This is a genomic window from Streptomyces sp. NPDC052036 (genome assembly GCF_040680495.1).
Taxonomy (GTDB): domain Bacteria; phylum Actinomycetota; class Actinomycetes; order Streptomycetales; family Streptomycetaceae; genus Streptomyces.
In genome coordinates, this window is sequence record NZ_JBFAWW010000007.1 from 104,905 (window position 1) to 128,943 (window position 24,039).

16 protein-coding genes are annotated in these 24,039 nt (G+C 70.6%); 7 read left to right on the forward strand and 9 right to left on the reverse strand.

The window, feature by feature from the left end:
* Positions 1–328: 328 nt before the first annotated feature.
* The 7 genes from AB0L95_RS12990 (at position 329) to AB0L95_RS13020 (ending at position 6,468) form a co-directional block, all read left to right on the forward strand.
* Positions 329–1,531 carry an ATP-binding protein gene (locus AB0L95_RS12990; RefSeq protein ID WP_365161191.1) on the forward strand — a complete coding sequence of 401 codons (1,203 nt, stop codon included), beginning with the start codon at positions 329–331 and terminating at the stop codon, positions 1,529–1,531.
* The gene (locus AB0L95_RS12995; RefSeq protein WP_365161193.1) at positions 1,528–1,929 is read left to right on the forward strand and encodes a roadblock/LC7 domain-containing protein; all 402 of its coding nucleotides are present in this window, start codon (positions 1,528–1,530) and stop codon (positions 1,927–1,929) included. The genes AB0L95_RS12990 and AB0L95_RS12995 overlap by 4 nt, the downstream gene beginning before the upstream one ends.
* Positions 1,926–2,300, forward strand: coding sequence for a DUF742 domain-containing protein (locus tag AB0L95_RS13000; RefSeq protein WP_365161195.1), 375 nt, complete (start codon positions 1,926–1,928; stop codon positions 2,298–2,300). Before AB0L95_RS12995 ends, AB0L95_RS13000 begins: the two co-directional genes overlap by 4 nt.
* Positions 2,275–2,862, forward strand: a complete 588-nt coding sequence (locus tag AB0L95_RS13005) for an ATP/GTP-binding protein (protein WP_365161197.1) — start codon at positions 2,275–2,277, stop codon at positions 2,860–2,862. Before AB0L95_RS13000 ends, AB0L95_RS13005 begins: the two co-directional genes overlap by 26 nt.
* Positions 2,863–2,978: 116 nt before the next feature.
* Positions 2,979–4,289 (forward strand): cytochrome P450, encoded by a 1,311-nt coding sequence (locus tag AB0L95_RS13010; RefSeq protein WP_365161199.1) that lies wholly within the window; start codon positions 2,979–2,981, stop codon positions 4,287–4,289.
* A gap of 107 nt (positions 4,290–4,396) precedes the next feature.
* On the forward strand, positions 4,397–5,671 hold the full coding sequence (locus tag AB0L95_RS13015) for a cytochrome P450 (RefSeq protein WP_365161201.1): 1,275 nt from the start codon (positions 4,397–4,399) through the stop codon (positions 5,669–5,671).
* On the forward strand, positions 5,668–6,468 hold the full coding sequence (locus tag AB0L95_RS13020; protein ID WP_365161203.1) for an enoyl-CoA hydratase/isomerase family protein: 801 nt from the start codon (positions 5,668–5,670) through the stop codon (positions 6,466–6,468). The genes AB0L95_RS13015 and AB0L95_RS13020 overlap by 4 nt, the downstream gene beginning before the upstream one ends.
* Before the next feature lie 65 nt (positions 6,469–6,533).
* On the opposite strand, the gene AB0L95_RS13025 is transcribed toward AB0L95_RS13020, so the two are convergent.
* From AB0L95_RS13025 to AB0L95_RS13065, 9 genes are all read right to left on the reverse strand, one after another.
* Entirely contained in the window at positions 6,534–7,748 is a 1,215-nt protein-coding gene (locus AB0L95_RS13025; protein ID WP_365161205.1) for a PLP-dependent aminotransferase family protein, read from the reverse strand.
* 5 nt (positions 7,749–7,753) lie between these two features.
* Positions 7,754–8,827, reverse strand: a complete 1,074-nt coding sequence (locus tag AB0L95_RS13030) for an isocitrate/isopropylmalate family dehydrogenase (RefSeq protein ID WP_365161207.1) — start codon at positions 8,825–8,827, stop codon at positions 7,754–7,756.
* On the reverse strand, positions 8,824–10,893 hold the full coding sequence (locus AB0L95_RS13035) for an aconitase family protein (RefSeq protein WP_365161209.1): 2,070 nt from the start codon (positions 10,891–10,893) through the stop codon (positions 8,824–8,826). The genes AB0L95_RS13030 and AB0L95_RS13035 overlap by 4 nt, the downstream gene beginning before the upstream one ends.
* A complete protein-coding gene (locus AB0L95_RS13040) occupies positions 10,877–12,139 on the reverse strand; it encodes a LeuA family protein (RefSeq protein WP_365161211.1) in 1,263 nt (420 codons plus the stop codon). The genes AB0L95_RS13035 and AB0L95_RS13040 overlap by 17 nt, the downstream gene beginning before the upstream one ends.
* A 76-nt stretch (positions 12,140–12,215) precedes the next feature.
* The gene (gene ccrA, locus AB0L95_RS13045; RefSeq protein ID WP_365161213.1) at positions 12,216–13,574 is read right to left on the reverse strand and encodes a crotonyl-CoA carboxylase/reductase; all 1,359 of its coding nucleotides are present in this window, start codon (positions 13,572–13,574) and stop codon (positions 12,216–12,218) included.
* A complete protein-coding gene (gene ccrA, locus AB0L95_RS13050) occupies positions 13,574–14,908 on the reverse strand; it encodes a crotonyl-CoA carboxylase/reductase (protein WP_365161215.1) in 1,335 nt (444 codons plus the stop codon). The genes ccrA (AB0L95_RS13045) and ccrA (AB0L95_RS13050) overlap by 1 nt, the downstream gene beginning before the upstream one ends.
* Positions 14,909–14,965: 57 nt before the next feature.
* Positions 14,966–16,639 (reverse strand): acyl-CoA dehydrogenase family protein, encoded by a 1,674-nt coding sequence (locus AB0L95_RS13055; RefSeq protein WP_365161217.1) that lies wholly within the window; start codon positions 16,637–16,639, stop codon positions 14,966–14,968.
* Positions 16,636–17,361 carry an alpha/beta fold hydrolase gene (locus tag AB0L95_RS13060; protein WP_365161219.1) on the reverse strand — a complete coding sequence of 242 codons (726 nt, stop codon included), beginning with the start codon at positions 17,359–17,361 and terminating at the stop codon, positions 16,636–16,638. The genes AB0L95_RS13055 and AB0L95_RS13060 overlap by 4 nt, the downstream gene beginning before the upstream one ends.
* The gene (locus tag AB0L95_RS13065; RefSeq protein WP_365161220.1) at positions 17,361–23,969 is read right to left on the reverse strand and encodes an amino acid adenylation domain-containing protein; all 6,609 of its coding nucleotides are present in this window, start codon (positions 23,967–23,969) and stop codon (positions 17,361–17,363) included. Before AB0L95_RS13065 ends, AB0L95_RS13060 begins: the two co-directional genes overlap by 1 nt.
* Between the last annotated feature and the right edge of the window lie 70 nt (positions 23,970–24,039).

Consider the following 24,039-nt stretch of genomic DNA (forward strand, 5'->3'; position numbering starts at 1 on the left):
AGGGGTGCCCGGGGCACCCCGCACCGAAGGATCGTTTCAGCGGGGCCGTCCCCACGGCCGGGGGATGAACGACCGTGAAAGCTTCGTGTCCATGTGGGCAAGTAAGCGGTCCTGAGCGGCCGTTGGCACTTACCTGACTGATAAGATCGTCGGACTTTCAGCAGGCTGGTATCGCGTCAAGTACGCGCAAACGGGGGACAGTCTCGCAGGCCCCATCGCGAAGGAGTAGCCGTTGGTCCGCCGATAAGGCCCGCGGCCCGCGATTCGGGGGCCTCGGTCGTGTGGCCGGCAGTTACTCACTTCCGCGAGGCGACTTGAAGAGAGTCTCATGACGTCACTGATCAAGGATCCGCTCCTGTGGATCCTGCTGGTAGTACTGATCGCTGCGGTCATCGCAGTGAATCGAGCCCGGAGAACCAACATGGCGCTCCGGAAACAGAACACCGACCTGCGCACCGTCCGGGACGGACTCCACACGGAGACCCAGCGGCTGCACGGCGAGTACGCGGCGCTGCGGGCCGACCAGGAGCGAGCCCTGGCAGAGGTGCGCGGCGACGCGGAAACGGAGACGAAGGACGTTCTCAAGGCGTGGATGCGCAGCTTGCAGGTGCTGGCCGACCAGCAGCAGCGCTCCATCAGCGATCTGGCCCGACTGAAGTACGGCGATGATCCGCAGATCCTCGCCGACCTGATGACGATCGACCACACCAACAGCCAGTTCGGCCGACGCGCCCAGGGCATCGCCGCGCTGTGCGGCGGCTGGCTGGGGCGCCGCGAGACCGCCGCGTCGGTGTACGACGTCGCCCGCAGCGCCACGGGTCGTATCAAGCACTTCGACCGGGTGAGGATCCACAGCCGGGTCAATGTCCACGTCGCCGCCACGGCGGTGGAACCCGTGGCCGTCGTACTGGCGGAGCTGCTGGACAACGCCACCAACTACAGTGCGCCCGGCACCCCCGTCGAGATCAACATCCAGGCCGTCCCGACCGGTATCTGTCTGATCGTCGACGACGCCGGTCTCGGGATCAGCCAGGAGGAGAAGGACCGTGCGGCCGCTCTGCTGAGCCCGGCGGCGCCCATCTCCATCACCAGCCTCGGCAACCCGCCGCGGGTCGGATTCGCTGTCGCCGGAGTGCTCTCCGACCGGTACGGCTTCAAGGTCTCCGTCGATTCCGTGTCGCCGTACGGCGGCGTACGCGCGGTCATCCTTCTGCCGGAGAGCCTCTTGACCAACGAAGCGCCCGAACCCGTGGCCGAGACCGGCCTGTCCGTCGACACCGAGGCCCCGGCGGCCGCAGCGCGCGTGGCCCGGATCCCCGCCCCGGTGCCGATCATCGGGACGACGGCGGGCGGGCTGCCCAAGCGCCGTCGGGCGGTCACGGTGGTTCCGCAGCCGGCCGTCACCGAGCCGGACCCGGAGCCGGTGCCGGAGCACAACAGCGAGGTGACCGCGTCGCGCATCGGTGCCTTCGCACGCGGAACGTTCCGCGGACGGGACACGACCACCACGGAAGGAACTCAAGAACAGTGAAGCCGGATCTGTCGTGGGTGCTCGACGACGTGCTGACGGTGAGCGGCGCCCGCCATGCGATTCTCGTCTCGGCCGACGGTCTGCTGCTGGAACGCTCCAGCGGCATCTCCCGGGACGACGCCGAGAAGAACGCCGCCGCGATGAGCTCGATGCAGTCCCTCAGCCGAGCGGTCGCCCCCTTCGTGGCGAGCGGCAAGGGAGTCTGGAAGCAGACCCTCATGGAGTACGACGGCGGCTGGATCTTCCTGATCGCTGCGGGCAGCGGGTCCTACATGGCGGTCTCCGCCGCCCTGGACGTCGACATGGAACTCATGTCGATCCGTATGCAGCAGCAGGTGAAGGCACTGGGTGTCGCTCTGAGTACACCCGAGCGCCAGAGCGCCGGTGCCGAGGCATGACCACGCCCGGCGAGGAAGCTCCGGTCTCCAGCGAACTCGTCCGCTCCTACGTCATCACCGGCGGCCGGCGGCTGCCCTCCGCTGACGACCTGTCGCTGCACACCCTGGTCACCCTGGCTCCCGACCGCGAACTGCCCCTGGGGGCCGGCCCGGAGGTGCGGGCGATCTGGGAGCTGTGCGGCGGAGGCTATCTGGCCGTGGCCGAGGTGGCCGCACATCTGGGCCTGCCGGTGGGTGTCGCCCGTCTGCTGCTGAGCGACTTAGCCGAACAGGGACACCTGTTGCGCCGCGCCGCGCCTCCCCCTGCCCAGGCCGTCGACAGAGACCTGATCGAAAAGGTGCTGTATGGACTCCAATCCCGTTTCGCCTGAGACCCGTTACGTCTCGGGCGCGGTGACCACCACGGCGAAGATTCTCGTGGTGGGGCACTTCGCCGTGGGCAAGACAACGTTCATCGGCTCGCTGTCCGAGATCGCTCCCCTGCGCACCGAGGAGAAGATGACGCAGGCGTCCCTGCACGTGGACGATCTGCGCGGCGCGCCGGACAAGATGACGACCACCGTGGCCCTGGACTTCGGCCGGCTCACCCTCAGCGACGAGGTGGTGCTGTATCTCTTCGGCACGCCCGGTCAGCAGCGGTTCATGCAGCTGTGGGAGGACATGGCCCGGGGCGCGATGGGAGCGCTGATCCTGGTCGATCCCGTCCGGCTCGCCGACTCGTTCCCGGTGATCGAGCTGGTCGAGAAGTACGGCCTCGAATACTCCATCGCCGTGAACAGCTTCACGCCGGAGCAGTACGAGGAGGACGAGATCCGTGAAGCGCTCGATCTCCTGCCCGACACGCCCGTCTCGTACTGCGACGCCCGCAAGCGGGATTCGTCGGCCCTGGCGCTGATCACCCTCGTCCAGCATCTCCTTGCCCGGTCGGCCTGAACCGACCGCCTCTCGCCACCACGGCCCGGGGCGCACAGCGCTCCGGGAACTCAAAGGAACACCTCATGGACCTTCAGCATTCGGCCGCCGTCTCGGGCGTCCCTGCTAGATGCCCCATGCACGGCCAGGACTTCGCCGACGACCCCCACGGCGTGTACGACTCCCTGCGTGCGTTCGGGCCCGCGGCCCCGGTCGAACTCGCCCCGGGCGTGGACGCAACCCTCGTCACGGACTACCAGGCCGCGCGGACCGTTCTGCAGAACACCACGGACTTCAGCCGGGACCCCCGCCGCTGGAAGGCCCTCAACGAGGGCCGAATATCCCTGGACAACCCGGTACTGCCGATGATGGCGTACCGTCCCAACTGCCTGTTCACCGACGGCGCCGTCCATCTGCGGCTGCGCAAGGCCGTCACGGACAGCCTCGACCAGCTCAACATCGGCAGGATCCGCCGTGACGTCGAGCCCATCGCGGCGTTCCTGATCGACCAGTTCAGCGAGCGCGGGCGCGCCGACCTCCTCAACGACTACGCCAAGCTGCTGCCGCTGCTGCTGTTCAACCGGCTCTTCGGCTGCCCCGCCGGCATCGGCGACCGGCTCACCAGCTCCATGTCCGCGATCTTCGACGGCAAGGACGCCCTCAAGGCCAACGAGGAGCTGACCTCCTGTCTCATGGAGCTGATCACGCTCAAGCGGCGTGAGCCCGGGGACGACGTCACCTCCTGGCTCATCCAGCACCCCGCCGGGCTGAACGACGAGGAGCTCAAGGACCAGCTGGTCATGCTGATGGGCGCCGGCGTCGAGCCCGAGCGCAACCTCATCGGCAGCGCCCTGCTCCTGCTGCTGTCGAGCGGCTCCTCCGCCCGCGGCGCGGGCATGCTGACCGAAGAGGCGCTGGACCACGTCCTGTGGAACAACCCGCCCATCGCCAACTACGCCACCCACTACCCCGTCCACGACGTGGACCTGGGCGGCGTTCCCGTCGAGGCCAACGCCCCCCTGGTCATCAGCTTCGGGGCCGCCAACAACGACCCCTCGCTCCGGGAGGCCCGCCAGTCCCTCAGCAAGGGGGCGCACCTGGCCTGGGGCGCCGGGCCGCACGCCTGCCCGGCGAAGTCCCCGGCCACGGTGATCGCCCTGACGGCGATCGAGGCGATCCTCAACGCGCTGCCCGACCTCGCCCTCGATGTTCCGGCGGACCATCTGCAGTGGCGTCCTGGTCCCTTCCACCGTGCCCTGGCCGCCCTGCCCGTCCGGTTCACCCCGACCCCCGGCACCCGGGTGGCCGCGCTCCACGCCCCCGCGCAGGCCGCGCGGACGGCGACGGCGGAGCCGCCCCGGGCGCGCACCGCACCGGTCCCCCGTCAGGAGACCAGGCCGGCCAGGAAGGGATTCTGGAGCACCTTCCTCGACGTGTTCCGCGTGTGAGGCACGGAATGTGACAGGGGCAACACTCAGCGGGGCATGACCCAAGGTCATGGAAGGGTAGATTCCGCCGGAATCGCTTCGGTAACGCCCCGCCAAAGGAGCCCCGCGTGACCGCTGTTGACGACATAAGTGGCATAGATGGCACAACCATCGACCGCCGCGCCGTCATCTCAGTCCTCCGGCGTCTTCGCTCCACCGACGGCCAACACACCCCCCTCCCCGTCTGGGCAGAGCTACGCGCGCTGGGAGACGTCGTACCCGCCCCCTGGGGCGGCTACTTCATCACCGGTTTCGAGGCATGCAGCCAGGTCCTGCGCGGCAGGAACTGGCTGGTGCCCGACATCGCGTGGCAGGAGCGCCAGCCCGATCCGGAGCGCTGGCAGGCACTGGCCACCCAGGAGATGAGCCACGTCCTGTCCCGGCTCAACGCTCCCGTCCACACCCGCCAGCGCCGTGCGCTCGGCAACCTCTTCGACCGTCACACCCTCGACGGCATGCGGCCCGACATCGAAGAACACGTCGACCAGCTCCTCGACGACCTCGACGCACGGCTGCGCGCCCACGGCGAGGCCGACTTCGTCGCCGCCGTCAGCGAGCAGCTGCCGGTCCGCACGGTCGGACGCTGGCTCGGCATCCCCCCCGAGGACTACGCGCACGTCCTGGACATCACCCACCGGCAGGTGCACGCCCAGGAACTCCTGCCCACCAAGACCCAGCTCGACCTCTCCGCCGAGGCCACCCTCCAGCTTCGGACGTACTTCACCGACCTCGTCCGGCAGCGCCGCGCCCGTCCTGGCAACGATGTCGTCTCCGGGTGGATCCGCCACTGGGACGCCGAGATGCCCGACGACCGGGAAGCCGCGGACCGCCTCCTCTACTACCTGACGATGTTCATCACCATCGCCTCCCTGGAGACGTCCGCGACCCTGCTCTCCGTCGCCGTCCGGCTCCTTCTGGAGGACCCGGCCCGCTGGGCCTGGCTGCGCCGCCACCCCGAGCACATCGACGACGCCATCGACGAGGCCCTGCGCTACGACCCGCCCATCCACCTCAACTCGCGGGTCGCCGCCGACGACACCGTCCTCGGGGGCGTGCCCATCGCCAGGGACACGATGGTCCACGTCCTGTACGGCGCCGCCAACCACGACCCGCGCCGCAACGAGGACCCCCACGCCTTCGACATCCTCCGCCGCGACCGCGGCCATCTCACCTTCGGCGGTGGAGCCCACTACTGCCTCGGCGCGGCATTGGCCCGGCTCGAGGCCCAGACCCTGCTGACCCGTCTGCTGAATCGATTCCCGACCCTTCGACTCACCGCCGGACCCTCCTACGCGCCCCGTATGGTCTTCCGGCGTGTGACCTCCCTGAAAGTGACGACATGAGTGCCCTGCCCAGCCCCACGAGCCAGTCCCTCAAGACGCTGCGGACCGACCGGCAGGGGCCCGTGCTCTCCGTCGAGCTGAACGCTGCCGACCAGGGCAACGCGGTCACCGAGACCCTGCTCGACGAGCTTCTCGCCGTCCTCGACGCCCAGGACGCCGGCACCCGGGTCATCGTGCTCTCCGGTGCCGGCCCCGACTTCAGCCTCGGGGGCGACCGCACCGAGTACGCCGAGCACCTGGCCGAGGACCCGGCGGGCAGCGGCATCCGCGCCTCGGGCGCCAAGGCGCGCCGCGTCTGCGCGGCCCTGACCGACAACCCGGCCGTCACCATCGCACGCATCCAGGGCAAGGCCATCGGCGCGGGCCTCGCGCTCGCGCTCGCCTGCGACCTCAGGGTCGCGGCCGACACCGCGACCTTCCGGCTCCCGGAACTCGCCCTCGGCCTGCCCACCGCCTGGGGCGGCCTGCTTCCCCGGCTCCTTGCCGAGGTCGGCGCGGCCCGCGTCCGCGAACTCATCCTCACCAGCCGTGTTTTCACCGCCCAGGAGGCCCTGACCCTCTCCGTACTGCAGAACGTCGTACCCGAGGAAGACCTCGACGCGGCGGTGACGGCCTGGTACAAGCCGATCCTGCGCCGCTCCCCCGCCGCTCTGCGGGTCAACAAGCTCCTGCTCAACGCCCACGCCGCGAGCTCACGGCTGGCCGACGCGTCCACCCTCGACTCCGAGCTGATGGCAGCGGTGCTCGCCGAGGCCGAGTACACCCGGGGACGGCGGCGCACCGGGCATCTGGTCTGAGCGGTCATACGTCACGGCGGCGCGATCATCGCGCCGCCGTGCTTCCCCGCGGACTGCCTCCGCGGTCAACTCCGGTCTGTGGGGCGGCGGTCCGGGTGGAACACACCGGCGAGCCTCTTCACCCCCCGTTCGATCTCGCTCGGCTGGTGCGTGGCGAACGACAGCCGCAGGGTGGCGGGGTCCGCCGCACCGGCGAAGAACGGGGCACCCGGAACGTAGGCGACGCCCCGGTCGACGGCCTCGGGCAGCAGGGCGCCCGCGTCGTACCCGTCGGGCAGCCGCACCCATACGAACATGCCCCCGTCGGGGACGCTCCAGGTGCTGCCCCGCGGCAGGACGTGCGGCAGCGCACCGAGCAGCGTCTCGCAGCGTTCCCGATAGGCGGCCCTGGCGGACACCAGACGTGCGTCCAGGTCGTGTTCCCGCAGGTACCGTGCGGCAGCGGCCTGGTCGACGGTCGAGGAGTGCAGATCGAGTGCCTGCTTGGCCAGCACACAGGAGCGGCACAGCTCCTGCGGAGCGCGCAGCCATCCCAGTCGCATCCCGGGCGCGAGGACCTTGGACAGACTTCCCAGAAGGACGGTCCGGTCCGCGGCCTCCGGGTGGGCCGCGATCCACGGCACGGGTGCGCCGCGGAACCGCAGTTCACCGTAAGGGTCGTCCTCGACGATCCAGAACCCGTGTTCCGCGGCGAGGCGTGCCACGGCACGGCGGCGCTCCGCCGGCAGGGTGTGCCCGGTGGGGTTCTGAAAGGTGGGGACCAGATAGAGCAGCCGAGGACGTTCCCTGGCGGCGATGTCCGCCAGGGCCTCGATCACGATCCCCTGGTCGTCCGTCGGCGCGGGGACGACGCGTGCGTCGGCGTAGCGGAAGCACTGGAGGGCCGCGAGATAGGTGGGGTTCTCGACCACCACCACGTCACCCGGGTCCAGCAGCGTGGTGGTCAGCAGCGCGAGGGCCTGCTGCGCGCCGGTGGTGACGACCAGGTCGTCCGGACGGCTGTGCAGATTCTGCCGGGACAGACGGGACGCGATCGCGTCCCGCAGCTCCGGGTCGCCTTCCGTGGTGGAGTACTGCAGGACGCGATGCGGGGACTCGCTCAGCACCTGGTCGTAGGCGGCCCGGATCCCCTCGGTGTCGAGAAGATCCGAGGCGGGGAGTCCGCCGGCGAAGGAGATCACCTCGGGCCGGGCGGTCAGGGCGAGCGCTTCCCGGATGACCGAACCGCTCGCCGAGACCGCCCGGGCCGCGAGGCCGGGAGCGGGAACACGTGCGTCCATGGAGGTCACAGCTCTCCCGCCGCGGCCGGACGGCCGTCGACGTCCACCCGGCGACGGTTCGGGAGCTCGCGCTCCAGCTGGGCCATCACCTGGTCCATGAACTGCTGTGTGGTTCCCTTCCCGCCGAGATCGGGTGTCGCCGCCTCACTGCCGGCTGCGCCCGTCACACAGGCACGGAGCAGCCCGGCCGCCGCGCCATGGCCGAAGTGGTCGAGCATCAGCGCGAGCGACATCGCCGCGGCATACGGGTTGGCCGTACCCTTCCCGGCGATGTCGGGGGCGCTTCCGTGCACGGGTTCGAACAGCGCGAAGTTCGTCTCCGGGCAGATGCTCGCGCTCGACGCGAGTCCGAGGCCGCCCATCAGGGCCGCACCGATGTCGCTGATGATGTCGCCGAAGAGATTGGACGCGAGGATGCCTTCGTACGGCGTCGGATCGCGGACCAGGTTGTAGCAGAACGAGTCCACGTACTCCTCGGAGCCGGTCAGTTCGGGGAACGCCGCCAGTTCCCGCCGGAACACGTCCTGCCAGAGCCTGCCCGTGTTCGGCACGGCGTTGGACTTGTGCACCAGGGTCACCTTGCGACGGCCCTGCTCGCGGAGGCGGCCGAGGCAGTGGCGGACGAAGTGCTCGACGATCTCCCGCGTGTACACGCATTCGTCGATCGCCACCGTGACCGCCCCGTGCCGGCTGATCGAGCCGCCGACACCCGCGTAGAGCCCCTGTGTGTTCTCTCGGTAGAGGTCGATGACACCGTGCTCCAGCACGATCGGACGGTAGTTGACATAGAGGTCGAGCCCCCGGCGCAGGCCGAGCAGGATGTCACGGCCGTGCGCCATGTCCGGGATGCGGGGATCGCCGAGCGCCCCCAGGAAGACCGCCCGGTAGTCGCGGGCGAGGCGGTCGATCGCCCCCGGGGGCAGTCCGACGCCCGTGGCGAGCCACTGGTCGGCTCCCCAGTCGAAGACGTCGTAGTCGATGCCGAGGCCGAACGCCTCGCTGAGCGCCGTCAGGGCGGGCAGGGTCGCCGGGACGACCTCCTTGCCGATCCCGTCTCCGGGAACCACCGCGATTCTCACGGGCGCACCTCCGTGGGGACGGCAGCGGACGCGGACGCCCGCTGCCCCGGCGCCATGAGCATGGCCTCGACCGAGCTGAGGCGTCCGGCGATCGCCGTGGCGGCCACGACGTAGGGCGAGGCCAGATACACCTGGCCGGGCCCGGAACGCCCCGGGAAGTTGCGGTTCTGCGCACTGACGGTGACCTCGTCCGGGCTCTCGGAGACACCCGGGCCGGCATTGATGCACGCTCCGCAGGAGGGCGGCAGCACCTGCACCCCGACCTGCTCGAACAGCGTGAGATAGCCGCGCTCGTCCGCGTACTTCATCACGGACTCGCTGCCGACCTGGATGTACGCCTGCACACCCTCGGGCACCGACATGCCCCGGGAGCGCGCCAGCTCGAAGACGCTCGCGTACATGTCCATGTCGTACGCCTTGCCGCCCGTGCAGGAGCCGCCGTAGACCTTGTCGACCTCGACGTCGTCGTGGACGGAGGCGAGGGGCACGGCGTTCCTGGGGTCTCCGGGGAGGGCCACCATGGCGTCGACCTCGGCCAGGGTGATGGCGACGACCGCGCTGTAGGAGGCATCCGCGTCCGAGGTCAGTGCGGTGTCGTCCGCGGAGTCCGCGGCCGGGACCGGGGCCGCCGCGCCGGGGCGCTCGGCCAGATAGGCACGCGTCACCCGGTCCGGTTCGAACAGGGCGGTCATGGCCCCCGCCTCCACCGCCATGTTGCACAGCGTGGCGCGCTCGTCCATGTTCAGCGTGGCACAGCCCTCACCGGTGAACAGCAGCACCCTGCCCAGCGTCTGACTGCCCTCGATCATCGGGTGCGTCAGCAGCGTCAGCATGAGGTCCTTCGCGCACACGCCCTGCCGGAGCCGTCCCAGCAGGTCGACCCGGATGACCGCGGGGACCTTCACCAGGATCTCGCGGTTGTACCAGGCGTTCGCGATGTCGGTCGCGCCCACGCCGAACGCGACGGCGCCGACGGCGCCGGCCGTGCAGGTGTGGCTGTCGGTGCCGATGATGACGTCACCGGGCCGGGCGACGTGTTCCACGATGTAGTTGTGGCAGATGGCGCGGCTGCCGCCGGTGTCGGACGGGCCGATGAAGTGGCCTCCGCCGAGCGCGGCGAACTCCTGCTGCCGGCGGCCGAGGTTGTGGACCCGTTCGATCAGTTCGGGGCCGCGCGGGCGCCGGGTGAGGACCTGCTCGGCCAGCGAGAGGTGGTCCTGGAAGAAGTAGCAGGAGTCCGGGTCGGCGAGCGTGGCGTCCGCGCCGAACTGCTGGGTGAACATGCCGGCCGCCATGGGCGTGACGTACTCGTGCGAGAACCGGACGTCGGCCTGGACGAAGTAGGACTCGCCGACCCGTACACCGGCGTCGGCGGGGAGCAGGTTCCGGGGCGAGAGCCGGCTCTGGATGATCTTCTCCACGACGTTGAGCGGCCTGCTCCCGCCGAACTGCGCTCCGTCGCGGGGCTCGCCGTGCTCGCCGCGTTCCCGGTGCTCGCGGTTGAAGCCGAACAGGCCACCGAGGTCGATGATGGCCCGCTCGATGTCGTTCGCGCTGCGGGTGAACGCCTCCAGCGGAAGCGTCTCGCCGTCCAGCAGGGCCCCGAGGACGTCGAAGTCGTCGCAGGTGACGATGCCGACGTTGCGGCAGTTCTGCTGGTAGATCCGCTCGAAGGAGCGGGCGAAGACCAGCTCGACCCCGGAGTACTTCTCCGCGTACACGGCGTGCTCCCGGGAGGAACCGCTGCCCTTCGCCTCACCGCTGACGACGATCTGCGGGGCGAACGCCTTCACCGCGCCCTCGCCGAACCGCCGTTCGCGCAGTCCGAGGTAGGCGTAGTCGCCCAGCTTCTCGTCGTACCAGTAGCAGCACCAGCCGGGGATGATCTCGTCCGTCGAGATGTTGTTCCTCAGCGGTTCGCGCAGCAGCTGCGCCGGGGTGAGGGCGCTGCTGCCGTCCAGTTGCGCGGCGATCAGGCCGGGATCCTCGGTGAGCACGAGGACGTTGCCGCGGAGCCTGATCGTGCGGTCGGGGCCCTGCCCCGTCGATTCACCCGGCGGTCGCAATGATCTGCCCTATCTCTTCGTCGGTCAGGGGTGCCCGGCTGGTCTTCGCCCGCTCCAGGACCCGCTTGATCAGGGAGGTGTCGTCGGTGGGATGCCCGTGCACGGTCAGCCAGTACTTGACGTTGTTCGCGCCCGAGGCCGCGTCGACGAGAACCTCCTGCTCACGGCCGAGCAGTCCGGCCGGAACCCCGGCGTAGACGCTGTCCTTGAGCGCCGTGCTGCCCTTCTCATGGGCCTTGAGGATCGCGGAGGCGTGGACGCCGGCACTGGTCTTGAAGACGTCCCGGCCCATCGCGGGGTAGTTCTGCGGGATGTCGACGCCGAGCACGGGCGCCGCGTACTCGCAGTACTCGCGGAGCGCCGTCAGGTCGTAGGTGTGGTGCCCGTCCAGGTGACTGTTGACCATGAGCTGGTCCAGAGAGGCGTTGCCCGCCCGCTCGCCGATGCCGAGGACGGTGCCGTGGACGCGTACGCAGCCCAGGGCGAGCGCGCAGAGCGAGTTGACGAGGGCCAGGCCCCGGTCGTTGTGCCCGTGCCATTCGAGCGCCATGGGATGACCGCGGTCGGCGAAGTACCGCCGGGTCCAGCGGATCAGGGCTTCGGTGCCGCGCGGCACCGCGGCACCGACCGTGTCGCAGAGGGTCAGCCGTGTCGTGCCCGTCTCCACGGCCATGTCGTAGACACTGTCCAGCACCTGTGGGGTGCACCGGACCGCGTCCTCCAGCACCAGGACGAATTCCACGTTCTCACGCCGGCAGTCCGCTGCCGATGTGCGGATGGCGGATCTGATCAACTCGATGTCCCAGTCCTCCACATACTGCCGGATGGGACTGACACCGATGAAGATGTAGGCCTCGACCGCCGTTCCGGCCCGCTGCCCCACCTCGCAGATCGCGTTGATGTCCGACGGGTGCGTACGGCCCGCGTAGGCGGGTGTCAGGTCCAGGCCGCCGACGGCGATGTGCCGTGCGAGCTCCGTGCACTCCCGGAGGGCGGCCGCGTCCGAGCCCGGGAAGCCGAGATCCGCGGAGCGCACTCCGGAGCGGGCCATGTGGTCCACGATGGCGAGCTTCTGCTCCAGGGTCGGATTGCGGATGTGCGGGGCCTGCAGGCCGTCCCGCAGCGTCTCGTCGAACAGCGTTCCGGAGTACGTCGGTTCGGGGGCGGATTCCTCCACCCTGGCGTCGTTCCAGGTGAACCACACGTCCCCTGTGGGTGTCGTGTACTCGTCCTTCGTTCCGCTCACGGTGGTCTCCGGGTTCTCTCGTGTGGGGGAGGGTGCTTGCTCTCCTGCTGAGTGGCCGCGACCGGGCGGTGGGGTCTCACCCGTCGGTGCGGAAACGGTTGATGGCGCCGAGGTGCCGGGCGCGCAGCTCGGGGTCGCGCACGCCGAGACCTTCCTCGGGGGCGAGGCACAGGACGCCGACCTTGCCCTGGTGGAGGTTGCGGTGCACGTCGTAGGCGGCCTGGCCGGTCTGCTGGAGCGGGTAGACCTTGGACAGCGTCGGGTGGATCCGGCCCTTCGCGATGAGGCGGTTGGCCTCCCAGGCCTCGCGGTAGTTGGCGAAGTGGGAGCCGACGATGCGCTTCAGGGACATCCACAGGTAGCGGTTGTCGTACTCGTGGCGGTAGCCCGAGGTGGAGGCGCAGGTGACGATCGTGCCGCCCTTGCGGGTGACGTACACCGAGGCGCCGAAGGTCTCACGGCCCGGGTGCTCGAAGACGATGTCGACGTCCTCGCCGCCGGTCAGCTCGCGGATGCGCTTGCCGAAACGCTTCCACTCCTTGGGGTCCTGGGTGTGCTCGTCCTTCCAGAACCGGTAGTCCTCGGCGGTGCGGTCGATGATCAGCTCGGCACCCATCGCACGGCAGATCTCGGCCTTCCGCTCGCTGGAGACGACACAGACCGGGGTGGCGCCGCCGCCGAGGGCGAACTGGGTGGCACAGGAGCCGAGACCGCCGCTCGCGCCCCAGATCAGCACGTTGTCGCCCTGCTTCAGCTGGGCGCCGTTGCGGGAGACCAGCTGCCGGTAGGCGGTGGAGTTGACCAGGCCGGGCGCCGCGGCCTCCTCCCAGCTCAGATGCTGCGGCTTGGGCATCAGCTGGTTCGACTTCACCAGCGCGATCTCGGCGAGACCGCCGAAGTTGGTCTCGAAGCCCCAGATGCGCTGCTGTGGGTCGAGCATCGTGTCGTCGTGTCCCTCCGGGGACTCCAGTTCGACGGACAGACAGTGCGCGACCACCTCGTCACCGGGCTGCCAGACATGGACGCCAGGACCGGTGCGCAGGACGACGCCCGCGAGGTCGGAGCCGATGACGTGGTACGGCAGATCGTGGTGGGCCGTCGACGGGGAGAGCTTGGCGTACCGCTCCAGGAAGGCGAAGGTCGGCACCGGCTCGAAGATCGACGACCACACGGTGTTGTAGTTGACGGAACTGGCCATCACCGCGACGAGGGCCTCCCCCGGACCGAGATCCGGGAGCGGCACCTCCTCGATGTGGATCGACGTGCGCGGATCCTTCTCCGCGCTGTCCAGGCCCTCGAACATGGACACGTCGTCGCGGTGGAGCGTCGCGGCCCGGTAGGACTCGGGCAGCGGCAGACCGGCGAGGTCGCCGGGGGACAGCCGGCCCGCTCCCGGTTTCGAGGAGTCCAGGACCGCCTGCAGGATCGGCTCCATCAATGGCTGCCCGCTGTGGTCCGGAAGAGGTTCAGCCGGTCGGTTCCGACGCGTTCCCGGGTGGCGGGGTCGGTGATGCCGAGCCCTGGCTCGGAGGCCAGACACAGGACGCCGACCTTGCCGACGTGCTGGTTGCGCTGAACACTGCGCGCGGCCTCGCCCACCTCGTCGAGGCCGTAGACCGTGGACAGCGCGGGCAGGATCCTGCCCTGGCTGATCAGGCGGTTGGTCTCCCACTGCTCCTGGAGATTGGCGCCATGGCTGCCGACGATCCGCTTCAGGTTCATCCACAGATAGCGGTTGTCGAACTGGTGGTGGTACCCGGTGCTCGAACCGCAGGTGACCACGGTGCCACCGCGCCGGGCCAGATAGACGGAGGCGGGGAAGGTGGCCTGGCCGACGTGCTCGAAGACGATGTGCGGGTCCTCCCCCACCGCCTTGCGGATGGCCTTGCCCATCCGTTTCCACCCCTCCGGGGTCCCCAGTGAGCCGGGGGCGTCCCCCTCGATCTCCGTGCGGTCGATGACGACGTCACAGCCGAGCTTGCGGACGATCTCCGCCTTCTCGGGGGAACTGACCACACCGATGGACGTGCCGCCGCCGTTGCGCACGAACTGCACGGCGTACGCCCCCAGTCCGCCGCTGGCACCCCAGATGAGCACGATGTCGCCCTGCTTCATCCGGGCGCCCTTGTCGCTGACCAGCATGCGGTAGGCGGTGGCCGCGCACAGCGGGTTGCTCGCCGCCTCCTCCCAGGTCAGATGCGCGGCCTTGGGCAGCAGCTGGCTGGCCCGGGCCACGCAGTAGTCCGCGAGGCCGCCGAAGTTGGTCTCGAACCCCCAGGCGCGGGGATGGTCGCTGAGCATGCTGTCGGCGTGGCTGGCCGGCTCCTGGTCGTTGACGTGCCCGGTGGCGACCACCACATGGTCGCCCGCCTGCCATCCGACGACGGCCGATCCGGTCCGCACGATGACGCCCGCGGCGTCCGATCCGAGCACGTGATAAGGCTGGTCGTGCCGGGTGTGCCAGCCGCCCTTGGCGGCGAGGTGCTTCAGGAACCCGAAGGTCGGCATCGGCTCGAAGGTGGCCGACCAGACCGTGTTGTAGTTGATGGCACTGGCCATGACGGCGATCAGCACCTCGTCCGGGGCGATCTCCGGCGTCGGGACCGGGCCGACGTGCAGCGACTTGCGTACGTCCTTGTCCCGCACACCGGCGAACATCCCGGTGTCCTCGACCCGGAGGTAGGCGGCGCGGAACTCGTCGGGGACGGGGTGCTGCTGGAGTTCCCGGCCGTCGGCTCCGGCTACCACGGCTTCGGTCAGGCTGGTCATCTGAGTCCTTTACGAGTGGCGGATGAGTCCTGTGCGCAAACGGGGCGAGGGCATCGGTCAGGGGTGCAGAAGACCGGTCGGCTCCCCGCTCGTCCAGGCCTGGGAGAGCCGTCGGTAGGCGTCCGGGAGCTGCTGCGAGACCTGCTCCCACAGGCTCGTCAGCCGACGCCGGGAGCCATGGCAGTAGACCGTCGCGAGATCCTGGGCCTGCGGTTCGTCATCGCCGCTCCACGCGGCGCGGGCCAGCACCACGGCCATCGTGAACAGCTCGGTCACGATGCGGTTGACGGCGATCAGCGTCTCCTGGCGGGCGAGCAGCTCGGGGGCCGGCGTGCTGCCGGTGAGGTCGGCGCAGATGTCGCCGAGGCGTCGTACGTCCTCCACGAGCGCGGTCAGACAGCCGCGGTTGGCCTCCGACAGAGCCCCTGTGCCGAGGGCGTCGGACGCGGTCCGTTCGGCGCCCGGCTGCGCCTTCGGGGCGCCCCGGTAGTAGGTGGCGAGCATACGTGCGGCCAGCACACGGTCGAGGTTGAAGTCCACGCCGCCGCCGATCCGCAGCCCGCGCAGATCCCGCTGGGCCTGCTCAGCGGGGTAGGCCGCGACGCCCCGTGCCGCCTTGCTGCGCGCGGTCTCGATCCCCTGGGCACCCATCAGCGACACCGCGCGGTCCGCCACCCGCCACCCGGCCAGCGTGGTGATGTTCTTCAGCGCGTCCCGTTCCCACTGGGACTCGGTCGCCTCGGTCCCGATCAGCGCCCGGCGCACCGCGCTGTCCATGGCGAAGACGTCCGCGGCCGACGCGGCGATCATCCGCTGCACGGCCTCGTACTCGGCCAGCGACCGTCCGTCGACCCGGCGTCCGGCCACGAAGGACCGGGACCAGTCGAGGCTGCGCCGGGCGATGGCCGTCGAAGGGGCGCTGATCAGGTAGATCCGTGCCAGGGTGTGCAGTTCCGCGAAGGGTGACGCGGTGCGCCACTCGGCGTGGGCGGCCACCGTGTGGCCCACCGGGACGAACACGTCTGTCATCCGCAGATGGGCGGACGGGGCGCCGCGCAGCCCCATGTACTCGTGCTCGGCGAGCACCTCGAAGCCGGGCGCGGGCACCTCGACGAAGAACAGGCCGACCTGGCCGTCGCTGTCCTCGACGGTCGCGGTCACGGCGACCAGCCGCGCGAGGGGACCGTTGCTGATGAAGACCTTCTCGCCGTTGAGCAGATAGCCGGTGCCGTCCTCCGTGCGGCGCGCGGTGGCGGACCGGTCCGCGTTCGCGGCGCCCTCGGGTTCGGTGCTGGCGATCGAGGACAGCGATCCGGCGGCCAGGTGCTTGGCGAGCAGATCGCGCAACGGGCCCTCGGGCAGGGCACGCAGATAGGTGGCCGGGCCCATCGAGTTGTGCGCCGAGAGCAGCATGCCGACGGCGGGCGAACGGTGGGCGGCCGCCTCGTAGACCCGGAAGGCGCTGTAGTCGGACAGGCCGAGCCCGCCGTCCTCGCGGGGCAGCGACATCGCCAGGAACCCCGCGTCGACGAGACCGCGGACCAGGTCGTCGGACATCCGGCCGCCGCTTTCCAGGGCGGCGACGTCGAGATGCTCGTCGAGCACCTTCTCCAGTACGGCGACGGCCTCGTCGCCCGCCCGTCGGTCCTCCGCGGCCTGCCGGGGGACGGAGCGCAGTTCGTCCCACGGAAGCCGGCCGTGGATGATCTCCCGCAGGATGTTCGACGTCATATCAGCCTCCGCAGCACGTTCATGAAGTCCTCCGCTTGTTCCCGCAGGTAGAAATGGCCGCCCGGCAGCAGCTGCACGGTGCAGTCCGCGGTGGTGTGCCGGTGCCACTCGGGCAGCAGCGGAGTGGTGAGGTCGCTCTCGCCGCCCAGCACGGACAGGGGGATGTCCAGGGGCGGTCGGGGGTCGTGCTTGTAGGTCTCGAAGATCGTGAAGTCGGCGCGGTAGGCCGGCACCACGAGACGTACGAGCTCCGGGTCCTGGCGCAGGGTGTCCGGCAGTCCGCCGTAGCGCTCGTCGATCGCGGCGAGCAACTCGTCGTCGTCCAGCGTGTGCAGCGGAGTGCGCGGATGGGACAGATGGGGTGCCGGGTACGCGGACAGCACCAGCCGCTCGGGCAGCGGGCGGCCCGCGGCACGCAGGGCCCGCGCCGTCTCGAAGGAGGTCAGTCCGCCCAGGCTGTGCCCGAAGAACACGAAGGGGGCGACGAACTCGGTGCTCGCGAGGAGCCCGTCCACGAACTCCTGGACCGAGGTGGCGGGTGTCTCCGTGATCCGGGATCCGCGGCCGGGTGCCTGGATGCCCCAGACCTCCACGTCGGGCAGGTCGTCCGCCCAGCGCACGTACTCCCCCGGGGAGCCGCCGCTGTGCGGGAAGCAGTACAGGCGCAGCCGTGCCTCGGGCCGCCTGCGTCGGCAGACCAGCCAGGGTGAGCGGGCAGCCACTATCGATCACTCTCCGCGATACGTCGGTCCGTCAGCTCGGCCAGGGCGGCGACGGTGGGGTGGGTGAAGACCTCGCGGGTCTCCAGGCCGATCCGGAAGGTGTCCCGCAGCCACGCCGCGAGCCGGGTGGCCAGGACGGAGTCACCGCCCAGGTCGAAGAGGCTGTCGGACGGCTCGACATCGTCCATGCCGAGCAGGTCCCGGAAGGTCTGCGCGATACGCGACTCGGTCGGCGTGGCGGCCGGTGTGCCGTCCCCGCCGGCCCGCGCCGTCCTCACGTCCTCGTCGGCCCGCGGTGCGCGGCCCATCCATGCCTCGGGGATCGACGCGGCGGTCGCGGGCGCGGGCGCCTCCCCGTCCGGGTCGGACTCGGGGGGTTCCACCAGGTAGTGCCGCCGGTACAGCGGATGCCCGGGCAGCTTGACCCGCCGCCGTCCCGGCCGTACCGGCTGCACCCGGTCCCAGTCGACGCGGGCGCCGGTCAGCCAGATCCTGCCGAGCGCGTCCAGCGCGACCGCCAGCGAGGAGCTGGGGTCGGTCGGATGCGGCTGGGACTGCAGGACGAGCTGGTGCTCGGTCAGCTCGGGGTGCTGACGGGACAGCGTGGTCAGCGTCATGCCCGGGCCGACCTCCAGCAGGATCCGGTCGGGATCCTTCAGCAGGGTGGACACGGCGTCGCCGAAGCGGACCGCCCTGCGCATATGGGCCGTCCAGTACGCCGGATCGGTCAGTTGCCCCGGCTCCACCCAGGTCCCGGTCATGTCGGACACGAAGGGCACCGTCGGCTCGGAGAGCCTGATCCCGGCCACGGTCGCGTGGAACTCGTCCAGGATCGACTCCACCAGCGGCGAGTGGCCCGCGCCCGAGATACGCAGCTTGCGGAAGTCGATCTGATGGGCCGTCAGGGTTTCGGCGAACAGGTCGATGTCGGCCTCGCGTCCGGACACCGTCACCTGCCCGGGGCCGTTCACCGCCGCCACCGTGACGGTGTCCGGCAGCAGGGGCAGCACCTCCTGTTCCGGCCGTCGTACGGCGAGCATGGCGCCGGGCTCCACGGTCTGCAGCAGCCTGCCCCGCATACCGACCAGGCCCACCCCGTCCTCCAGGGAGAAGATCCCGGCAGCACACGCGGCGGCGTAGGCGCCGAGGCTGTGGCCCACGACGGCGCCGGGCTCGATGCCCCAGTGGCGCCAGAGCCGGGCCAGCGCATACTCCACGACGAACACCGCCGGTTGCGCGACCGTGATGGAGTTGATCCGCCGCTGCGCCTCCGCGACGGCCTCCGGGTTGCCGGGGTCGGGGTGCATGAGGGCACGCAGATCCAGGCCCAGCCGGCTGAGCGCGGCCTCGCAGGCCTCGTCGAGGTGGCGGCGGAACGCGGGCTGGTGCTCGTACAGGTCCCGGGCCATACCGATGTGCTGGCCGCCCTGCCCCGGGAACATGAAGGCCACCGCGCGGTCCTTGGACTCCCCGGAGGAGGTCACCACCCGTCGCGGGGTGCGCGCCGCAAGGGTCCGGGCGGCGTCGGCGGTGTCCCGGGCGACCAGGAACCGCCGGTACGGACCCTCGCGGCGGCCCTGCTGCAACGTGAAGGCCACGTCCGCCAGTTGCAGCCCTGAAGCGTGGCCCAGCCGCTCGGCGGTGGCCGTCGTCAGGTCGTCCAGGGCGGCTTCGGACCGGGCCGACAGCGGCAGCACCTCGGGCAGCGACGGCGCGGAGGCGGGCGGCGCCACGGCGGGCGGCTCCTCCACGACGACATGGACGTTGGTGCCGCCGATACCCAGCGCGGTGACCCCGGCCCGCCGGGCGCCCCCGGGCTCTTTCCACTCGCGCAGCTCCGTGTTGACCATGAACGGGCTGTCGTCGAAGTCGATCTGCGGGTTCGGCTTCTCGAAGTTGAGGCTGGGCGGTATCTCGCCCTTCTCCACGGCGAGGACGGCCTTGATGAACCCGACGACACCGGCGGCCGAGTCGGTGTGCCCGACGTTGGTCTTGACCGATCCGAGGTAGCAGAACCCGCGTCTGTCGGTGCCGGCCCGGAAGGCCCGGGTGAGTCCGGCCACCTCGATGGGGTCGCCCAGGGGCGTACCGGTGCCGTGGGTCTCGACATAGCCGACCGAGTCGGGCTCGATCCCGGCCGCCAGATGCGCGGCCCGTACGACGGCCGCCTGGCCCTCGATGCTCGGAGCCGTGAAGCCGATCTTCGCTCCGGCGTCGTTGTTGATGGCCGAGCCCCGCAGCACCGCGTGGATGTGGTCACCGGCGGCCACGGCGTCCGACAGCCGCTTCAGCACGACGACGGCGGCGGCGCTGCCGCCCACGATCCCCGAGGCGTCGGCGTCGAACGCCCGGACGTGCCCCTCCACCGCGAAGGGGCCGCCCTCGCTGTACCGCACGGGAAGCAGCGGCAGCCGGATGCCCGCCCCGCCGGCGAGGGCCACGTCGCAGTCGCCGGACCGGAGAGCCCCCGAGGCCATGTGGATGGCGGTCAGTGACGTGGAACAGGCCGTGGCGACCGTCACCGCGGGCCCCCTCAGCCCCAGCTTGTGCGCGGGCCGGGTGGTGAGATGGTCCGGGCCGGCGGCGAGCCGGAACTCCCAGTCGTCGGCGAAGGGCAGCCGGGCGCGCTGGGAGCGGAGGACGGAGTAGTACGTCGTCATGCTGCCGCCGGCGAAGATGCCGACGGACGGCCCGTCCGGGCGCGGGACCAGCCCGGCGTCCTCCAGCGCCGTGTGCACGACCTCCAGGAACACCCGCTGCTGCGGGTCGATCAGGAGTGCCTCGCGCGGGGAGTAGCCGAAGAACTCGGCGTCGAACTCGGCTGCGGACTCCAGCAGTCCGAAGGCGGTGAGGCCTTCCCCGTCCGGGCCGACCGGGCCCAGGGGGGTGATGGACTCGACGCCCGCGCGCAGGTTCTCCCAGAACTCGCTGACGTTCGCGGCGCCCGGGAACCGCCCGGCCATGCCGACCACCGCGATCGGCTCGGGCCCGGCCGTCCCGCCCCCGCTCGGGCCACGGACCTCGACGCGCGGGGCCGCGGACGGTACACCGCTGAGGTGGGCGACGAGGGAACTCACCGTCGGGAACTCGAAGAGAGTCATCAGCGGGACCGAGATACCGAGTTCAGAATCCAGCCGCTGGTGCACCTGAGCCAGCAGCAGGGAGTGCCCGCCCAGGTCGAAGAAGCTCTGGTCGGCCCCGACGCGGGACAGTTGCAGGACATCGCTCCAGATGGCGGCGATCCGGCGGGCAAGGGCGTCGGCGGGCACCCCGGCCGCGGCCGCCGGGCTGCCCGGCTGCTCGCCGGGTTCGGGCAGCCGGGCGGCGTCGACCTTGCCGTTGAGGGTGAGCGGCAGTTCGGGCAGCAGCACGAACGAGGTGGGCACCATGTACGCGGGCAGGCTGCGGGCGGCATGGCGGCGCAGGGAGTCGTGGTCGAGCGCAGCCGACGGGTCCCGCGGGACGACGTAGGCGACGAGCCGGTCGTGGGCCGAGCCGGGCGCGGACGACGGTGACTGCGCCGGCGTACGGACGACGACGTGGGCGTCGCGCACCCGGTCGTGGGCGCGCAGCACGGAGGCGATCTCGCCGAGCTCGATCCGGTACCCCCGTACCTTCACCTGCTCGTCGGCCCGCCCGATGAACTCGATCTCGCCGTCGCGGCGGAACCGGGCGAGGTCACCGGTCCGGTACATCCGGGCACCGGGGACGGCGGAGAACGGGTCCGGCACGAAGCGTTCCCGGGTCAGCTCGGGGCGTCCGAGGTAGCCCTTGGCCACACCGGCGCCACCGATGTACACCTCACCGACCACACCGGCGGGCACCGGCCTGAGCCCCGCGTCCAGCACATAGGCGGCTACTCCGTCGACCGGTCGGCCGATCGTCGGCGCTCCGTGCGCCTCGCCCTCGGCGGTGACCGACCCGACGGTGGTGAGCACCGTCGTCTCGGTGGGGCCGTACACGTTGATCAGGCGGAACGGAGTTCCCGGACGCGGGCGCGCGGTCAGCCGCTCCCCGCCGGTGACCATGAGCCGCAGTGGGGTGTCCGGGTCCCAGTCCTGGCCCAGCAGCGGTGTGGCGAGGGTGACGGGCAGACAGGTGACCGTGACGGAGTTCTCCCGGATCCAACCGCGGTAGTCGTCGGCGACGAGCAGGACGGCCCGCTCGGGGAAGTGCAGGGTGGCGCCGACGGCCAGGGACGGCCAGATCTCCAGCTGCGTGGCGTCGAACCCGGGGGAGAAGACGCAGGTGGCGTTGTCGTCCGCCGTGAGCCCGTACTCCCGTACATACCAGGAGACGAGGTTGCCCAGTCCGCGATGGGGTACCTCGACTCCCTTCGGGCGTCCGGTCGAGCCGGAGGTGAACATGATGTAAGCGATGTCGTCGGCGGAGACATCTACCGCGTCCAGGGCGGTGTCCACAGCGGTGTCGTCGTCCTCTGCCGGGTGGACCGCAAGACAGGTCCGGCCCGGGAACCGGGTGCGCCCCTCGTCGTCGGTGACCACCGCGAGGACATCGGCGTCTTCCGCCATCGCCTCCACCCGGGCCTGCGGATGTCCCGGGTCGATCGGGAGGAACGCGGCGCCGGTCTTGAGTACCGCGAGCTCGGAGATCACCAGCTCGGGTCCGCGCGGGAGACAGACGGCGACCACGGTTCCGGCGGACGCTCCCGAGGCGTGCAGCCTACGGGCGAGTCGGGCGGCGTCGCGCTCCATCTCCCCGTAGGTCACCGACCGGCCCGCCTGGACCAGCGCGACCTTGCCGGGCTCCTGCCGGGCGCGCAGCTCGACACGCCGGTGGACCGGGACGAACGCCTCCTCGGGCGTCTCCCCCGTGCGGGTTCCGGCGGCCGCGCGGACACTCCACTCCCGCAGGATCCGCTCGACACGCTCGTCGTCGGCCAGCCGGAGCCGGCCCACCGGGGCGCCCGGTTCGGCAACGGCGTGCGACAGCATCCGGAGGAAGGCCGACGCCATGGCGTCGACGGTCGCCGCGTCGAACAGATCCGCGTTGTACTCCCAGATCAGCCCGATACCGTCCGCCGAGCCGCCGTCGCCGCGCCCCTTGGTCCGGGGCGCCACGATGAGACCGAGATCCGACTTCGTCGTCCCGTTGAACGGTTCGGCGATGACCGAATCCGCGTCCCCGAACCGCGGTCCCTGGCTGCTGTCGTCATGAACGGTGATCATGCTCTGGAAGAGCGGCGTGTGAGCGGCCGTTCTGGAGATGCCGAGGTCGTCGATGACGAGAGGCAGCGGGCACGCCTGGTGCGCCGCGGCGTCCAGCACCGTGTCCCTCGCCTGCCGGAGCAGTTCCTCGAAGGTCGTGTCGGCGGAGAGCGTGGTGCGCAGGGCGGCCGTGTTCATGACCAGCCCGACCAGTTGCTCCTCTTCCCCGGTCTGCCGGTTGGCGAGCGGACTGCCGACGCAGAGGTCGGTGTCGCCGCTGTAACGGTGCAGCATCCCGACGAAGCACGCGTACAGCACCATGAAGTTGCTGACGCCGTGCCCCCGGCAGAGCGCGTCCAGACCGGGCATCAAGGCGGCCGGCACCTCGCTCGCCACCCGGCCGCCACGATGCGACTGTACGGGCGGCCGGGGCCTGTCCGTGGGGAGGTTGAGCAGGCCGGGCACACCGGACAGGTGCTCGCGCCAGTAGGCGCGGTGTGCGCGCATGGCGGAGGACTCCAGCGCCTGCCGCTGGCTTCGGGCGTACGCGCCGTACTGCGGCACCGGAGGCCGGGGCGGGAGCTGTTCACCGTGCAGACGGGCGTTGTAGAGCTCCTCGACCTGACGCAACAGCAGGGAGAAGGACCAGCTGTCGTGCACGATGTGGTGCCCCACGGCGAGCAGTTCGTGCTCCTGCGGGTCCAGCGTGAACGCCGTCCACCGTTCCAGCGGCAGTTCCGAGAGCACGAAGGGCCGGTCGAGCTCCTCGCCGATCAGCCGGAGGAGTTCACCGTCGCGGTCCTCGGCCGGCACATCGGAGAGGTCCACCCGGTTGATCGTCACCGGGCCGGGCTGATGGACGACCGTCGTGACGCGGCCGTGCTCCTCGCGATACGTGGTGCGCAGGATCTCGTGCCGGGCGTGGACCTCGGTCAACGTCCGTTCCAGCAGGTCGAGATCGAGGTCGCCGCGCACCCGGATGGCGCGGGAGCTGTTGTACACGGGGTCCCGCGGGGAGAGTTTGTGCAGGAACCACATCTGTTCCTGATTGACCGACAGGGGGTGGGCGGGCACCGGGTCGCCCGGCGAGGGAGTGCCGGCCGTCACTGTCGTTCCCGCGCCGTCGGACGGTGCTGTCTCCGACAGGTTCGTCGGTGCCGCGTCCCCCGGTTCGCCCGCGGTGGCGCCTCGTCGGACGGCTTCCGTCAGCTCACGCAGGGTGGGGTGGACGAAGATGTCGCGCACCGGAAGGTCGACGCCCAGCCGTTCCCGGACACGGGTGACGATCTGAGCGGCCAGCAGGGAGTCGCCTCCCAGCTCGAAGAAGCTGTCGTCTTTGTCGACCGACTCCAGGTTCAGCACTTCCCGCCAGATCTCGTTCAGATCGTCCTCGGCGGTGGTCGTCGGCTGCTGCGCGGTCTCGTCTTCGGTCGGATGCACGCAAATCTCCGTGATCTGGGCGTTTCCGCCCTGTCCAGCACGCGGTGCTCGGGTGAGTGAGGGTGCGAGT

Excerpts from the sequence above, each read along its gene's own strand:
- AB0L95_RS12990 (WP_365161191.1), top strand. The coding sequence starts at position 329 with ATGACGTCACTGATCAAGGATCCGCTCCTGTGGATCCTGCTGGTAGTA.
- AB0L95_RS13000 (WP_365161195.1), top strand. The coding sequence starts at position 1,926 with ATGACCACGCCCGGCGAGGAAGCTCCGGTCTCCAGCGAACTCGTCCGC.
- AB0L95_RS13005 (WP_365161197.1), top strand. The coding sequence starts at position 2,275 with ATGGACTCCAATCCCGTTTCGCCTGAGACCCGTTACGTCTCGGGCGCG.
- AB0L95_RS13010 (WP_365161199.1), top strand. The coding sequence starts at position 2,979 with ATGCACGGCCAGGACTTCGCCGACGACCCCCACGGCGTGTACGACTCC.
- AB0L95_RS13020 (WP_365161203.1), top strand. The coding sequence starts at position 5,668 with ATGAGTGCCCTGCCCAGCCCCACGAGCCAGTCCCTCAAGACGCTGCGG.
- AB0L95_RS13025 (WP_365161205.1), bottom strand. The coding sequence starts at position 7,748 with ATGGACGCACGTGTTCCCGCTCCCGGCCTCGCGGCCCGGGCGGTCTCG.
- ccrA (WP_365161213.1), bottom strand. The coding sequence starts at position 13,574 with ATGGAGCCGATCCTGCAGGCGGTCCTGGACTCCTCGAAACCGGGAGCG.
- ccrA (WP_365161215.1), bottom strand. The coding sequence starts at position 14,908 with ATGACCAGCCTGACCGAAGCCGTGGTAGCCGGAGCCGACGGCCGGGAA.
- AB0L95_RS13055 (WP_365161217.1), bottom strand. The coding sequence starts at position 16,639 with ATGACGTCGAACATCCTGCGGGAGATCATCCACGGCCGGCTTCCGTGG.